A 16,493-nucleotide genomic window follows, 5' to 3' on the forward strand; every position below is an offset into this window, starting at 1 on the left:
AGGACGCGACGGGGCGATTAGAGCATTTAAGACGCTTTGGGTGACGTTTGAGGACAAACGACGCAAAAAAAAAACCACTGTTTAGCGCCGTTTGTATAAAGAAACTCGGCCTGAGCGCTCGAAACCGTTACCCTATGCAGCTGTTTTTTTGTATTTCTTCGAGGTAGCACCCGTGTTTTCCCAATTCGCCCTGCACGAACGCCTGCTCAAAGCCGTGGCCGAGCTTAAATTTGTCGAGCCAACGCCTGTGCAAGCAGCGGCTATTCCGCTGGCGCTCCAAGGGCGTGACCTGCGGGTGACAGCGCAAACCGGTAGCGGCAAAACCGCTGCATTCGTTTTGCCGATCCTCAACCGTCTGATCGGCCCGGCTAAAGTCCGCGTCAGCATCAAGACCCTGATCCTGCTGCCGACCCGCGAGCTGGCTCAGCAGACCATCAAGGAAGTCGAGCGCTTTGCGCAGTTCACGTTCATCAAGTCCGGCCTGATCACCGGCGGTGAAGACTTCAAGGTCCAGGCTGCCATGCTGCGCAAGGTGCCGGACATCCTGATCGGTACGCCGGGCCGGATGATCGAGCAACTGAACGCCGGCAACCTCGACCTCAAAGAAGTCGAAGTACTGGTCCTCGACGAAGCCGACCGCATGCTCGACATGGGCTTTGCCGAAGACGTCCAGCGTCTGGTGCAAGAGTGCACCAACCGCCAGCAGACCATGCTGTTCTCCGCCACCACTGGTGGTTCGGGCCTGCGCGAGATGGTCGCCAAGGTGTTGAACAACCCTGAGCACCTGCAGCTGAACAACGTCAGCGATCTGAACGCGACCACCCGTCAGCAGATCATCACCGCTGACCACAACCAGCACAAAGAACAGATCGTGAACTGGCTGCTGGCCAACGAGACCTACCAGAAGGCCATCGTGTTCACCAACACCCGGGCCATGGCTGACCGTATCTACGGCCGTCTAGTGGCGCAGGAATACAAAGCGTTCGTCCTGCACGGTGACAAAGACCAGAAGGATCGCAAGCTGGCCATCGACCGTCTGAAGCAGGGCGGCGTGAAAATCCTCGTCGCCACCGACGTTGCCGCTCGCGGCCTCGACGTGGAAGGCCTGGACCTGGTGATCAACTTCGACATGCCACGCAGCGGCGACGAGTACGTTCACCGCATCGGTCGTACCGGTCGCGCCGGCAACGATGGCCTGGCCATCTCGCTGATCTGCCACGGCGACTGGAACCTGATGTCGAGCGTCGAGCGCTACCTCAAGCAGAGCTTCGAGCGCCGTACCATCAAGGAAGTCAAAGGCACCTACGGCGGACCGAAAAAGGTCAAGGCTTCGGGCAAAGCCGTTGGCGTGAAGAAGAAAAAAGTCGACGCCAAAGGCGACAAGAAGAAAACCGGCGCCAAGGCACCGACCAAACGCAAAATCGCCAACCGCCCGAAGACCGACGCCCTGTCGCTGGTCAGCAAGGACGGCATGGCGCCGCTCAAGCGCCGCAAGCCGGAAGCGCCGGCTGCTGAATAAGGCGCGGTAGCGATCCAATAAAAACCCGGACAGTGTCCGGGTTTTTTTACGTCAAAAGATCTTAGGCTGGGCGGACTCCTACAAGGATACGTTGGGTGTTCGCAAATGCCGAGCTGCCGAAGGCTGCGATCCTTTGATCTTGCCCTTTAGCTCTCGGCCTTTTTCTCTGCTGATTGCAGCTCCTTGAGGCGCTGATCAATCAACTGGCACTTGTCCGGCAAATCCTTGCTGGCCGTCTCCAGGTCCATCTTCTGCAACTCATCATTGATCTCCTTGGCCTTGGCCGGGTTCTGCTCAGTGATCTTGGCGACCTCCTTGGCCAGCTGTTCGCGCTTGGCGGTGGCTTCCTCGGGGGGGCAGGCCCAAACGGGGAGGGCACAGGCGAGGGTGGCGGCGAGGGTGAGTTTCAGCAGGGTGGTTTTCATGGGTGAGCCTCATTGATCAATGTCCACGACGTTATTGAGTTGAGGGTTCCTCGATCCAGAAAGTTCAGGCAATGGAGCCAAACCAGCGTTCTAGAGCGTTCGCAAAAAACATTCTGGACGTCTTATTGACGTCAGAATGATGGCAACTTAACATTGCGCCATCATATTGATATTACTTCGCCGTTTCGAGGGACCGAACAGGCCATCCGCACGCTGATGCAATGGTCGTTTACGCCACGCTTTGGACCTTCTGACCCAAGCGCGCATTTATCCCCTTATGACGTAATCGCTCTGCAAACGCCCCCAGCGTCTGCCGTGTCGGGACGGCTGTGTCTGTGAATTGCTCATTCCATTCTTGCCGATCGAAACGAGACCTTTTGACATGGACGTTCGCCACTACGCCTTCCTCGCTGGCCAGCCCTCTGCTGCGGTCAAAAACCGTGAGCACTTCTGGGGTATACCCAAGCGCGGTTTGGCGTTCCTGCTGGCTAACGTCATGTTCTGGCAGCCGATGTGGGCGCAGGCCGACGGGATTGTGGTGGCCACGCCGGGCACTAGTCTCGGTCAGGCGGGCAACGGGGTGCCGATTGTCCAAATCGCCACGCCGAATGGCACCGGGCTGTCGCATAACCAGTTTCACGATTACAACGTCGGCACCCAGGGTGTGATCCTCAACAACGTCGCCGCGCAGACCGGTGCGACACAACTGGGCGGCATCATCGTCGGCAACCCCAACCTCACCAACCGGGTCGCAGCGCAGACCATCCTCAACGAAGTGATCGGCGGCAGCCCGAGCCAGTTGCGCGGTTACACCGAAGTGGCGGGGCAGTCGGCCCGCGTGATCGTCGCCAACCCTTACGGCATCAGCTGCAATGGGTGCGGGTTCATCAACACGCCGCGCGTGACCCTGACCACCGGCAATCCGGTGCTGGACAACGGTCGACTGGATCGCTTTCAGGTGGATCAGGGCAGCGTGTCCATCGACGGTGCCGGGCTGAACGCCAACAATGTCGACCGCTTCGAAATCATCACCCGCAGCGCGAAGATCAACGCTGAGATTCAGGCGAAAAACCTGACCATCGTCGCCGGTCGCAACGACGTCAATGCCGACAGCCTCAATGCCACCGCCCGCGCCGATGATGGCAGTGCCAAGCCGCAACTGGCTATCGACTCCTCGGCGTTGGGCGGCATGTACGCCGGTGCGATCAAACTGGTCGGCACCGAGGCCGGCGTCGGGGTGAAACTCGATGGCAACCTGGCGGCCAGCGGTGGGGATATTCAGCTGGATGCCAACGGGCATCTCAGTCTGGCGCAGACGTCAGCCACGGGCGCAGTCAACGTCAAAGCGGCCAGCCTCGATGCTCGCGGCCCGGTCTACGCTGGCACCGCCGTCAACGTGCAAACCCAAGGCAACCTGACCAACCAGCAAACTCTCGTCGCTCGGGACAACATCACCCTGAGCGCCGGCGGTGTACTGACCAACAACGGCATCATCGAGGCCGGAGTCAACGCCGACTCCAGCCGCAATGCCACGGGCGATGTGAGTCTGAGCGCACAGAATCTCAACAACACCGGCAAGAGCGTGGTGGCCAGCCGTAACCTGACGGTCAATACGAGCCAAACCCTGAGCAACCAGAACGGCACGCTGAGCGCTGCGCAAACCGCCAACATCACCGCCGGGACGCTGGACAACCAGAACAATGGGCGAGTGTTGAGCAGCGGTGTACTGAACGTCATGGCCAATCAGGTCTTCAACACCAATGGGGTCATCAACAGCACGGGCAATTTGACGGGCACGATCGGTCAGTTGAACAACAGCAATGGCGAGATTTCCAGTGCCGGCATCACCCGGCTCAACGCGATCGCACTGAACAACCGCAGTGGCCAGGTCCTGGGCGATCTGGGTTTGAACATCGACCTCAGCGGCGTCTTGGATAACCGCGACGGTGTATTGGGTTCGGGCAAGAACGTTGATCTCAAAGCCGCCAGCCTCGACAACCGCGACGCCGGCGTGGTGGTCAGCGACGGAAGCCTTACCGCGCGCATCAGCGGTGTTCTGGATAACCAGAACGCCGGTGAAATCAGCGCCAAGGGCGCTATCGATGTGCGCACCGGCAGCCTCGACAATCGGGGTGGCAAAGTCAGCGGCAAAGACACGCTGACTGTCAGCAGCAATTCTGCCGATAACCGCGGCGGGGTGATCCAGGCCGACAAACAGCTGAAATTGCAAATCGGCCAACTGGATAACCGTGACAAAGGCTTGATCAGCGGCAAGGCCGGTATCGCCTATGACGGTACTCGCCTGGACAACCGTGACGGTTTGCTCAGTGCCATCGGCGCGGTCACCCTCGACGCCGATGAAGTGCAAAACGCGGCCGGGCGGATCTCCAGCCAAAGTGACCTCACCGCCACCATTGGTCTTCTGCAACAACAAGGCGGGGCATTGGTTGCCCAAGGCAATCTGAGCCTGACCGGCACGACCCTCGATAACAGCGATGGCGGCCTGATCGGTACCACTAAAGCGCTGACGCTTAAAGTCGACGACATCGACAACCGCGCAGGCGAGCTCTCCAGCAGCCTGTTGCTGAAGGTCGAAGGTCAGCGCCTGAACAACAGCGACGGCGGGAAAGTGCTGGCCGCTACCGATCTGGAAATGGTCGTTGCCAAACTGATCAACCAGAATAAAGGTCTGATCGTCGCCAAAGGCGCGACGACGCTGACCGGCACCATGCTGGATAATACCGGCGGCACCTTCGACAGCCTCAAGGGGTTGGTGATCACCCTCGACAATGCCTTGCTCAATGGCCAGGGGCTGATCAGCAGCGAAGGGACTTTGAGCGTCAATGCGGCCAGCCTCGACAACAGCGCCGGCAGCCTGAGCAGTGCCGGTGCGTTGTCCGTGACCAGTCGTGGCGCCTTGGTCAATCAGGGTGGCTCGATCAGCACCGACAACACTTTGACCCTTGATAGCGCCAGCCTGGATAACAGCCAGAAAGGCCTGATATCCGGCAAAGACACCACCCGCGTCGTCACTGGCAACGTAGATAACAGTCAGGGCGGGCGTCTCATCAGCGGCGCCACCCTGGAGCTCACTGCCAAGCACATTAATAACGCCTCCGGACGCATTGCCAGCCAGCAAGCGTTAACCGCCTCGGTCACCGGGCTCGACCAACAGGGCGGTGAACTGTTCAGCCAAACCAGCCTGAGCCTGGACCTGAACAACGGCCAACTGAACAACCAGAGCGGTCTGATCAACGCGCCGTTGCTGATGTTGAAAAACCTCAAGGACGTCAACAACCAGAAGGGTGAAATCTCCAGCGCTCAAGCCTTCACACTGGCGGCTCAGAACCTGGACAACAGCAATGGCAAATTGCTGAGCAATCAGGGGCTGACCCTGCGCATCGCACAAGCCCTGAACAACCTCAAAGGCGTGATTTCCGCCGCCTCCCTCGATAGCCACAGCGACAGCCTCAACAACAGCGAAGGCTTGATCAGCAGCCACGATCGACTGGAACTCACCACTGACAACACACTGGATAACCAGCAAGGTGCAATCATCGCTGACGGTGAACTGCTGCTCACTGCCGACACCCTGGACAACCTTGGCGGCGATATTGCCGGCAAGTCCGACGCCACCGTTAAGGTCAAAACCCTCGATAACCAGAAAGGAAAACTGATCACCACCGGTGTGCTCAAGTTGACCGCCGCCACTCTCGACAACCGCCAAAAAGGTCTGCTCGGTTCGACCAAAGCCATGACCCTGACGGTAGATGACCTTGATAACCGCGGTGGTGAAATCAGCACCAACGCCGACTTGTCGATCACCGGCAAAAAGCTCGACAACAGCGATGGCGGCCAGGTTTTCACCGGTCAGGCGCTGACCCTCACCGTGGACCAGTTGCTCAACCGCAACAAAGGTCTGCTCAGCGCCACTACTGCGCTGAACCTGCAAGGGCGTTTGCTGGATAACAGCGGCGGCAATTTTCTCAGCGTGCAAAACATGCACTTGAACCTGACCGGCGCGTTCGACAACAGCCTGGGCCAGGTCAGCAGCGAAGGTGCGTTGACCGTCAAAATCACGCAACTGACCAATACCGAGGGCAGTCTTTCCAGCGCCGCCGGTCTGAAGCTTACCAGCGACGGCACCGTCAGCAACCAGGGCGGTGCAGTGGTCACCGATGGTGCGCTCACACTCACCAGTGCCAGCCTCGACAACCGCCAGCAAGGCAGCATCAGCGGCAAAGGCGCGGTGACGGTCACCACCGGCGCGTTCGATAACAGCCATGGCGGCAGACTCAACAGCGCCAGCACCTTGAATCTCATTGCGGGTCAGGTCACCAACCAGGACGACGGCCGCATCGGCAGCGAGGGCGCCTTGACCGCTTCGGTCACCGGGCTGGATCAGCAGGGCGGCAAACTGTTCAGCAACAACAGCCTCACATTGGACCTGAACAACGGCCAGTTGAATAACCAAAACGGGCTGATCAATGCCCCCGGTGCCTTGCTGCTCAAACAACTCAAAGGCGTCAACAACCAAGGTGGTGAAATCTCCAGCGCCGAAGCCTTCACGCTGACCGCGCAAAGCCTGGACAACAGCAACGGCAAATTGCTGAGCAATCAGGGCCTGACCCTGCGCATCGCCAACGCGCTGGACAACGTCAAAGGCCTGATCGGCGCTGCGTCCCTCGACGCGCGCGCCGCCAGCCTGAACAACAGCGGCGGTAGCCTGACCAGCCGCGGTGACCTCGGACTGACCGTCGACGGTTTGTTGCGCAACGATGCCAAGGGCCTGATCAACGCGGCTCAGCTACTCAAAATCGGTAGCGCCGAATTCAATAACCAGAGCGGCACGGTGCTTGGCGCCAGCGCCGTCATTCTCAACGCCATGGCGCTGAACAACCGTGATAGCGGGTTGATCAACAGCAAGGGCAATCTGACCCTGACTGCCACTAACCTGGACTCCAGCAACGATGGCGAAGTCTCGGCCAAGGGCGATATCGACCTGACCCTGACGTCCCTGACCCAGGACGGTGGCCGCCTGCTCGGCGACAAAGCTGTCACCGTGGAGCTGGCCAACGGCGACCTGGACAATCGCAACGGCCTGCTCACGGCCAAGGGGCCTCTGACCCTCAAGCACCTGCGCGATCTCAAAAACCAGAACGGCGAAATCTCCAGCAACCTCGGTTTCGATGTGATTGCCCGCGCGTTGAATAACAGTGCCGGCAAACTGATCAGCAATCAGCTACTGACCGTCAATGGCACCAGTCTGGTCAACCAGAAGGGACTGATCTCCGGCTGGCAAGGTCTGACCGTCAATGGCGATAGCCTCGATAACCGCGACAGCGGCACACTCTCGAGTCGCAACGGTGATGTTGCCGTGGACCTCAAGGACGCCTTGCTCAACAGCAATGCCGGGGCATTGGTCAGCCAGGGCAGCTTGAGCGTCAAATCAAAGAGTTTGGATAACAGTAACAAAGGCATCCTCAGCAGCGCGGCAGGACAGACCCTTACCCTGGGCGAGTCCCTCAACAACAACCAGGGCGGCCTGATCGACAGCGGCGCCGCACTGGACATCACCGCCGGCGCATTGACCAACGCGGGCGGCACGATCAACGCGCAAGAGGCGATCAATGCCACGGCCACCGGCCTGGACAACACTGCCGGGAGCATCGCCGGCAATGGCGCAGTGACGCTGGATCTGCTCGGTGCATTGACCAATACCAGCGGCAAACTGGCCGGCGCCGGCCCGGTGCTGATCAAGCGCGTTACCGACCTCGCCAACCAGAACGGCCAACTCGCCAGCCAAAGCACGCTGACTCTCCTGACCGGTTCACTGGACAACAGCAACAACGGCACCATCGCCGCCAAAGACGCCTTGCAGATCACCGCCAGCGGCGCGGTACGCAACAACGCCAACGGTTTGATCTACAGCCAGAGCGCCGGCCTGAACGTGCAAGCCGCCAGCCTGGCCAATGGCAAAGGCGCGATCCAGAGCCAGAACGGCCTGACTCTCGACGTCAGCGGCGACCTCGATAACCAGAGCGGCAAAGTCATTGCCGAGAACGGCGTGGTGACGGTCAAAGCCGCCAGCATCGACAACCGCGGCGGCGTGCTGTCGAGTATCAAAGGCGCCCTTGAAGCGCGAACCGTTGGCGTGTTGCGTAACGGCTACGACCTCAACAACAACCGTCAGGGCGGGATCATTCAAGGCCAGGGCCTGACGCTGTCGGCACTGGCCGGCCTGGACAACAACGGCGGACGGATCTCGGCGCAAGCCACTGACGTGAGCATCACCACCGCCGCGTTCGACAACCGCAATGGCGTGCTCTACGCCAAGGGCGTGATCGGCGTGACCGGCACCAGTCTGGACAACGGTAACGGTCAGATTGCCGGTAACCGTATCGACCTCAGCCTCAGCGGCGCTCTGAACAACCGCGCCGGTATCGTCGAAAGCGACACCACGCTGACCGTCAAAGCGGCTAGCGTCGATAACCAGACTGGTCGGCTTCGCTCCCTGGGCAATACCGGCAAGACCAGCTTCCAGATTGGCGGATTGCTGGATAACCGTAATGGCGTGCTCGAGACCGCCAATACCGACCTGACCTTGGCCGTTGGCAGCTTTCTGAATGCCGGTGGCCAACTCAATCACGTCGGTCTTGGCCGGTTTGATATCTCCACCGCCAACGTCATTGGTGCCGGAGGCGGCATCACCACCGCCGGCACTCTGGATCTAAATGCCGATACCTGGACCAACTCCAGCGTCATCCAGGCCGGGCGTTTGAACGTTAACGTCGGTAATTTCAGTCAGACTGCTAGTGGCAAGTTGCTGGCCTCTGACTACTTGCAAGCTCGTGGTGGTAATTGGACCAATGATGGCCTGATCGCCAGCGATGGCGTGTTGGATATGCAGTTGGGCGGCAGTTACAGCGGCAACGGGCGGATGTCGAGCATTGGCGGTCTTTCCCTGACCGCGGCACAACTGAGCCTGAACGCAGCCTCAAGCATCGCGGGTGGTGGTGATTCCACGGTCAAGATTGGCGGACAACTGACCAACGCCGGGCGGCTGACTTCCAATGCCGACCTGACCATCGAAGCCGGTAGCCTGAACAACACCGGAACGCTGGGGGCCGCTCAAAACCTCGACCTCAAAACCCCGTCGCTGCTCAATGATCGCGGGCTGATCTTCAGCGGTGCCGACATGACGCTGAGCGTCGGTAACTTCACCAACCAGAACGGTGATCTGTACGGACTGGGCAACGTGGTGATTGGTGGTTATGGCGGTGGTGCTGTGCGGGCCGCTGGTGTCCACAACATTTCCGGCGCAATGGAGAGCGGTGGAGCATTCACGATTAACGCTGATGTGTTCCAGAACCGTACTGATGGCGCCGTCGCGTCTGGCGGTCGCAAGCTGGTGTCGGGGTTTATCGCCAATATATGTAATGACTGCAAAGGGGACTATTACACCTTCACGCTGGCTGCCCGTGAGGTCTACGAAAGTGTCGACAACGACACCAGTGCCTCGGCGCTACTTACAGCCGGCAAGGATTTCGTTTTCCAGGGCGGCAGCTTCCTCAATAGCAAAAGCACTGTGAGCGCCGGCGGCAATATCACTATCAACGCTGACAGTCTTCAGAACATTGGTTCGAAAAGCGGGACTATTGAGCGCACGCGCCTGTACAAGGTCTACGATATGAGCGCGGGCGGTACCGGGCAGTTTTTCTCCGATGTCCTGACGCCCTACAACCAGCGCAACAACCCTGATTTCCCTTATGTGTATTACCTTGATCTGGAAGACAATATCCACAAGGCCATACCCAAATCGGCTCGCGGCAGAGAGCCGGGGCGAGACGGTGAAATGTATGAAGCGGTCTCCCTCAAAGACGCCGATACGGGTGCAACCGTCGATACACGCAGCGTCTATAACATCGTACTGCCCGGCCTGAAATACGGATTCGAAAACACGACGCTATCCCAATACGACCCGAACAACCTGCTTGAGCCGCCGAGCCAGCTGTCCCAGTACACACTGCTCAGCGACGTTGAAATCGCCAAAGACAGTGGCGGTACCGCAGGTGTAGGCAGTACTCGTAATGCCGTTATCCAGGCCGGTGGCAATGTAGCGATCACGGCTACCCAGGATCTGCAGAACAGCGTCATCCACCAGGACTACAGTGCCGGCGGCGGCACCAACAAAGTCGCGGATACCAAGGCGAGTGGCACCGGCACCACCGTCATCAGGCTCAATAGCCAACTTCCGCCCGACCTTGCCCAGCAGCAAGTTAACCCCCTGACATTGCCGGGCTTTAGTCTTCCCACCGGGCAGAACGGCCTGTTTCGTCTGAGTACTCAGGACACGAGTGATCAGGCGCCGGTTGCAGGCTCACTGCATCCGCCGGGTTGGACGGTGGGCGGTGAAAACGTCATCACCCAGGGACACGTGGTCGCCGCTAACAGCGGTGGTCCGCGCAGCTTGCAGGTCAACACCCCGACGGCCGTCTCCAGCAGTGACCGCGCCGTACTCCCTGCCAGGCGCACACCGACCGTGGCAACGGACGTCGCCAGCACACTCGACGTGACCGTCAAACTCGATGGCTCTAATGCCGACGCGCATACGAAAGCCATCCAGTCCGCGATCGGCATTCGTCCCCTGACGCGCGTCACCGGCCTGCCGGATGTGAAAGCGCCGGCCAACGGCCACAAATACCTGATCGAAACCAATCCGGTACTCACCAACCTCAAGCAGTTCATGAGTTCGGATTACCTGTTGGGCAACCTCGGCTACGACCCGGACACCAGCGCCAAACGCCTGGGTGACGGCCTCTACGAACAGCGCCTGATCCAGCAAGCAGTTGTCGCTCGCACCGGCCAACGCTACATCGACGGCCAGACCACCGACGAAGGCCTGTTCAGGTACCTGATGAACAACGCCATCGCCAGCAAGGACGCACTGAATTTGTCCATGGGCGTGAGCCTGACCTCGCAGCAAGTCGCGGCGCTGACCCACGACATCGTCTGGCTCGAAGAGCACGAAGTGAATGGCGAAAAAGTCCTGGTGCCGGTGCTCTATCTGGCACAGGCCGAAGGCCGTCTCGGCCCGACCGGTGCGCTGATCGCCGGTAAAGACGTGACGCTGATCGCCGGTCAGAACCTCGATAACGTCGGCACGCTGCGCGCCACCAATAACCTGTCGGCGACGGCGGGCAAGGACTTGGTCAACAGCGGTCTGATTCAGGCGGGTAATCGTCTGGATGTGCTGGCGGGTAATGACGTCATCAACAAATCGGGCGGCATTCTTGCTGGTCGTGATGTGAGCGTGAACGCGATCATGGGTGACGTGCTCAACGAGCGCACCATCACTTCGCAAGACAGCAATACGCGCTTTGGTACGCAACATCACGACTTCGCTGACAGCGTCGCGCGCATTGAAGCCGCCAATGACCTCAACGTCTCGGCGGGGCGGGACATCAACAATATTGGTGGCGTGCTGCAAAGCGGCCGTGACATGGACCTGAATGCCGAACGGGACCTCAACGTGTCCTCGGCACAGGTCATCAACAGTGTATTCCGCGACAAAAGACACAACAGCAGCGACATCACCCAATTGGGGGCCACCGTCAGCGCCGGCCGTGACCTGTCGGCCCAGGCTGGGCGTGATATCAGCGTGATCGCCAGCCAGATCGATGCCAAACGCGACATCGCGATGTCGGCAACCGATAACCTGATCATCAGTTCTGCGGCGGACGAAGAGCACTCCCTGTCCAAGAGCAAAAAGCTCACCCGGCAGGAAGATCATGTCAGCCAGGTCATGTCGGGTATTACGGCGGGCGGCGACGTGGCATTGGGTGCCGGTCAGAATCTCGCCGTGGTCTCCAGCCGCATTACCGCAGGCGACGAAGCGTATCTGGTAGCGGGCGACAGACTCGACATCCTTGCGGCGCAGGACACTGACTACTCGCTATACGACAAAAAGAAAAAAGGTTCCTTCGGCTCGAAGAAAACCAAGCGCGATGAAGTCACCGATGTGAAAAACATCGGCAGCGAAATCACCACTGGGGGCAATCTGACCTTGGTCAGCGGTGGGGACCAGCGGTATCAGGTGGCCAAGCTTGAGAGTGGCAAGGACATTACGCTGGACAGTGGTGGGGCGATTGTTTTTGAAGGGGTAAAAGACCTGCATGACGAGAGCCATACCAAAAGTGATGGTGATGCCTTCTGGACCTCATCGAAAGGCAAGGGCAATACCGACGAGACACTGCGCCAGACCCAGATGATTGCCAAAGGCAACATCACGATCAAGGCCGTCGAAGGTCTGCAAATCGACATTAAAGAGGTGAATCAGCAAAGCGTCAGTCAAACCATCGATGCGATGGTCAAGGCCGATCCGCAACTGGCCTGGTTGAAGCAAGCCGAAGCGCGGGGCGATGTGGACTGGAGGCAGGTCAAGGAAATCCATGAGTCGTTTAAGTACGAGAACTCGGGGTTAGGCCCGGCTTCGCAGATTATCATCGCGATTGCGTTGGCTGCCGTCATGGGGCCGATGATGGCCGGCATGAACACGATGTTGCAGGCGGTCGCGGTGAGTGCGGCGACAAAGGCCACTGTCAGCACCATCGACAACCGGGGCAACCTTGGGAAGGTAATCAAGGACGTTACTTCGAAAGACAGTATCAAAGGCTATGTGACAGCCGCTGCGACAGCCGGCGTGATGCAAGGGCTCAATTACAATCCGGGCGCACTGGGGCTGGATGCCAAGAGCATGCAGATTGTGGCGATCAAGGTCACCGCCGATGCTCTGATCAAAACGGCTGTCTACGGCGGAAGCCTGAAGGACAATCTGGCCAGTTCGGCTGTCAGCGTGGCCGCAAGTATTGGTGGCGCTGTGGGGGCTGGGGAGATTGGCGATCTGAACCTGCCAGAGGGCGGTTTGGCAAAAATCCTCTTGCATGCGGGCTTGGGTGGTTTGCTGGCTGAAGCGATGGGCGGTGATTTCCGCACTGGAGCGTTGGCGGGTGGCGCTAACGAAATACTGGTCGGATTGCTGGGTGACAAACTTCTACCCTCAAACCTCGTTCCGGGGTCTGCGGAATACAACCAGGCCCAGGCCAACATTCTCGCGCTATCGCAAATTGTCGGTGTGCTAGGCGCAGCGGCTTCTGGCGGGGATGTCGGGGTTGGCGCTGCAGTGGCGGCGAATGCTACGCAGTACAACTACCTGACTCACCAGGCGTTTGACGAGGTTGATAGTTGCCTGTCGGGCAGAACTTGCTCCACTCAGGAGCAGAAAGACGCGGCGATAGCGAAGGCGGAGGAGACCAGCGAATGGCTGGACTCGCAGATGCGTAGCATCTGTGAAAAAGCCCCACAGAGTGACGGCTGCCGAGTGGCGGTCAACACAGCGATAAAATATGTTGCCATGCAGGATGCCTGGAATGTAATGCATAAGGATGTGGTGCGCTCTTCGCAAAATGCGTTCAACTATCTCTACAACACGGAAGGTGCGTCCGGGCGTCTGGTAACCTATTTGAATACCATCGACAACCGAACCAACTTCTTCGGGGCCAGCAATGTTTATGAACAACAAATGGGTATTGGTGCCAGTTGGTTTGGTGGTGCGGAGATGGTTTCCAGAGCACCTGTGACTGGGTTGGGGGCCGACGGTAACGCGTCTTATCTGTCCTTTGCCGCCGGCTGGTTCTTAGCTCCGGTTTTTGACTGGCGTAAAGCTGCTGGGGATGCGCTGATCACTGGCGGCTTTAATAACTTCAAGGATCTATACAACAAGGCTGTCACTGACCCTGTCGCTTGGGATATCAAGCAATTGAAGGATGAACAGACTATCCTGCAGCCCATTCATCAACAGTACTTGGGGGATCGGAGCAGCTTTCAGTGGATTTCCAACGTCATGACTGATGTTTCGGTTTGGCCAAATTCTTTTATTGATCAAAAACAAGGTGTTGTCGGCGGAGTGAATATTTTGGATTATCGATCTAGAGTGGAGTTTGGTTGTAAATTGCTGGGATATTCCAAGAGTCAGGGCTGCACACCATGAGTGAAATAAATTACCCGCGTCGCAAAGTATTTACGGCCTTCTTCCTCTGCCCCTTGGTGCTGGGATTTTTCGCTGGTATTTTCAAGTTCGTTGCACTGCTCGCCCATTTGGCGAGCACTCCACGGCTGTTGGGCGAGGTAAGGGGCGCGGAACTACTATTGATGCCAGTGGTGGCTCCGCTCATCGCGCAGGTGGCATTTTTTCTGCCGTTTCTGGGGTTTGCACTGATGGTTGCGTGGCTGAAAGTCAACAGGACTCCGCGCGCCTGTGTGGTTCTTTCCTTGGCGGGGGGCTGCCTTGCCATGTTGTGGGCATTGTTGTTTGTTACGGCTGTAGTGCGCGGAGTCAAGAACGCCCAATTCTCGGATTATATTTTTGAAATGCTCATGATCTTCGTCGCTTCAACCGCTACTTGCTGGTTGGCGGCACGCTTTTTCTTGCCTGAGACGAGCCACACCAAATGTTGAAGCTGTTAGAGCGGAAAGGAACTCTCATTAGCCAATGTCGAATCAAAATTAAAAGCCTACTTACGCTGCAGTTTTAACTGTTCATGTAAGTCTGGCAGGATTTTTTGGGCAGGGGGCGGCCAAACAGGTAAGAGCTTTCACTTTTGTTATTCAACGTGATAAACGGGGATAGACCAGGTTTTTCTGTGTTGCACTTTAACGATCTGAAATAGTGTGAAATAGATAGGGAGATTGTTTTTCGTGGGATTGACTAAGCTTTTGGCATCATTAATTGTGAACGGATTCACCGTATGCCACGCAGAGCACGTCTCTTGATGCTAGGTGTTCCCTTGCATCTGATTCAACGAGGAAACATTAGATAAGTTTGCTTTTTTTCAGAGGATGATTACCTTTTTTATTTAAAGCTGCTTGCTGAGCAGGCCAACAAAAGTGCGTGTGAAATTCACGCGTGGTGTCTTATGACTAATCATGTCCATTTGTTGATTAGCCCTTATGAGTACAGCAGTACCAGCTCGCTTATGCAAGGAATAGCAAGGAAAAAGGGGACAAGGAAAAAGGGGACGGATTTGAATGGCACTTACTTAACATGTTTTGCGTGCCCATTTTTCCTGACATCTGCCCTTGCTGACCGACGCGGTTTGGTCAGTAAGGGGTAGGCTTGAGGTCTTCGTTTTATGGCTCGCGGCTCGATACGACCAGGCCGATTCCCGACGCGCCTCTGAGCAATCAACATCAATAAATTCGACAGGCCATCCTCGTCTTCGGGGCTGCCATATTGTCGCAAAGCCAGCCATAGCTGAAGGCTGTGTTTGAAGCTCAGTTCGCGAGGCAAGCAATCCGCTAACAGAGCCGATTGCGCCATGAGCATTCGGATCAGATTGTGTGCCAACAGATAGACCCATAACTCCTTGACTGCCATGCCTGGGGTTTTGCAGCTTAACTTTCCAAGTCCTAGCGTAGCTTTGAGATTGCGCAGATCCAACTCGACATGCCATCGACCCTTGTACAGCGATTTGAGAGCTGTTTTGGGTGTCTGCTTCGGGCAATGCAACGTGGTGACCAAAGTCTTTCCACCCGCCTTCAGCTCTCGCACTGTCAGTCTTTCAGGCGCCTGTTCGTAATGCGTTTGACTCATCCACGGCGGTCTTCTTGCAGGCTTTTTCAATTCGATCAGGTGATCTTCCGAACCCAGACTTTGCCCTAGGCGAAAGTCCGTGCTGCGCCGTCGAGCACCGTATTGTTCGAACACGCCATCGACACCTCTTCGTTGCAACTCACACAGCAAGAAGTAGGTAGCGTAGTAAGCGTCGCCCAATAAAATGTCGCCTGTTTTCAGCGTGTCGAGCATTGATCTGAGCAGCGTTTGCTCATCGCCGCCTTTGCCTCGGAAGCGCCCAAGGGCGGCATCCAAGACGGCGCCGCTGGAAAGGCAAACGATGCCAACCACGCGACACAGGGGAAAACCAAGACCGACTTTCTGGCCGCGTGACTGCGGATAGGCACCCTGATTGGCCGCAGTGTCGGGCATGCTGACCGTCGTGCCGTCCACCAACCGTACAGGCCGTCCCATCCAGCGCCACGACGAGGGTGCGTTATCACTTATCGAAGCACCGGTGTGCCTGACCAGCGTAGAAACCATTTCCACAGGTAGGCGTTTTCTGGCTTTGCAGTAGGCGCCCGTGCGAGTGCTACTGGGCTTCATGCCGCCACATGACCGTTTAATCGACAAGTCGTTGACGGCGTTCTGGCAGGAACGGTCGGCACTCATTGCTTGAGCCAGAAACATGGACAGCGTTTCAGTCGGCGGAAACAGACGCTCCCGATATTCCGGCAGTGCAGACTCGACGCGCTGTAAGAGCTCGGGAGACGTGAGGAGATTGAAAAACGCATAGGCATCACAGTCCGAAGCGTGTCGATGAAAACGTTGCTGTTGATGCTGGAGAATTTCACGTCTACGATTCATTTGGGGCTGTGTCCTTGGTTCGTCGGGGTGTGTTCGCAACTATCACCGTAGACCAAGACCAGCCCTTCTT

General features: G+C 57.7%; 5 protein-coding genes and 1 pseudogene. 4 read left to right on the forward strand and 2 right to left on the reverse strand.

Features of this window, described 5'->3' with window-relative positions; all coding sequences use genetic code 11:
* Positions 1-172: 172 nt before the first annotated feature.
* Complete coding sequence (locus QFW87_RS07620) at positions 173-1,519, forward strand: DEAD/DEAH box helicase (RefSeq protein WP_283190180.1); 1,347 nt, start codon at positions 173-175, stop codon at positions 1,517-1,519.
* 146 nt (positions 1,520-1,665) lie between these two features.
* Here the strand turns inward: QFW87_RS07620 and QFW87_RS07625 are convergent, their stop codons facing one another.
* A complete protein-coding gene (locus QFW87_RS07625; protein WP_283190181.1) occupies positions 1,666-1,944 on the reverse strand; it encodes a hypothetical protein in 279 nt (92 codons plus the stop codon).
* A 382-nt stretch (positions 1,945-2,326) separates the two neighbouring features.
* Between QFW87_RS07625 and QFW87_RS07630 the strand changes: the two genes are divergently transcribed.
* The 3 genes and pseudogenes from QFW87_RS07630 to QFW87_RS07640 form a co-directional block, all read left to right on the forward strand.
* On the forward strand, positions 2,327-13,993 hold the full coding sequence (locus tag QFW87_RS07630; RefSeq protein ID WP_283190182.1) for a filamentous hemagglutinin N-terminal domain-containing protein: 11,667 nt from the start codon (positions 2,327-2,329) through the stop codon (positions 13,991-13,993).
* Complete coding sequence (locus QFW87_RS07635; RefSeq protein ID WP_283190183.1) at positions 13,990-14,460, forward strand: hypothetical protein; 471 nt, start codon at positions 13,990-13,992, stop codon at positions 14,458-14,460. Before QFW87_RS07630 ends, QFW87_RS07635 begins: the two co-directional genes overlap by 4 nt.
* A gap of 383 nt (positions 14,461-14,843) precedes the next feature.
* Positions 14,844-15,116: pseudogene (locus QFW87_RS07640) on the forward strand (transposase); the annotation flags it as partial.
* Here QFW87_RS07640 and QFW87_RS07645 read toward each other — a convergent pair.
* Positions 15,038-16,423: an IS4 family transposase gene (locus QFW87_RS07645; RefSeq protein WP_283181230.1), complete on the reverse strand. Its 1,386-nt coding sequence runs from the start codon at positions 16,421-16,423 to the stop codon at positions 15,038-15,040. The pseudogene QFW87_RS07640 and the gene QFW87_RS07645 sit on opposite strands and share 79 nt — an antisense overlap.
* Between the last annotated feature and the right edge of the window lie 70 nt (positions 16,424-16,493).

Source organism: Pseudomonas sp. PMCC200344 (genome assembly GCF_030053095.1).
GTDB lineage: Bacteria > Pseudomonadota > Gammaproteobacteria > Pseudomonadales > Pseudomonadaceae > Aquipseudomonas > Aquipseudomonas svalbardensis.

What these genes read in the sequence shown, in the direction of transcription:
- QFW87_RS07645 (WP_283181230.1), bottom strand. Translation starts at nt 16,423, where the DNA reads ATGAATCGTAGACGTGAAATTCTCCAGCATCAACAGCAACGTTTTCAT.
- QFW87_RS07630 (WP_283190182.1), top strand. Translation starts at nt 2,327, where the DNA reads ATGGACGTTCGCCACTACGCCTTCCTCGCTGGCCAGCCCTCTGCTGCG.
- QFW87_RS07635 (WP_283190183.1), top strand. Translation starts at nt 13,990, where the DNA reads ATGAGTGAAATAAATTACCCGCGTCGCAAAGTATTTACGGCCTTCTTC.
- QFW87_RS07625 (WP_283190181.1), bottom strand. Translation starts at nt 1,944, where the DNA reads ATGAAAACCACCCTGCTGAAACTCACCCTCGCCGCCACCCTCGCCTGT.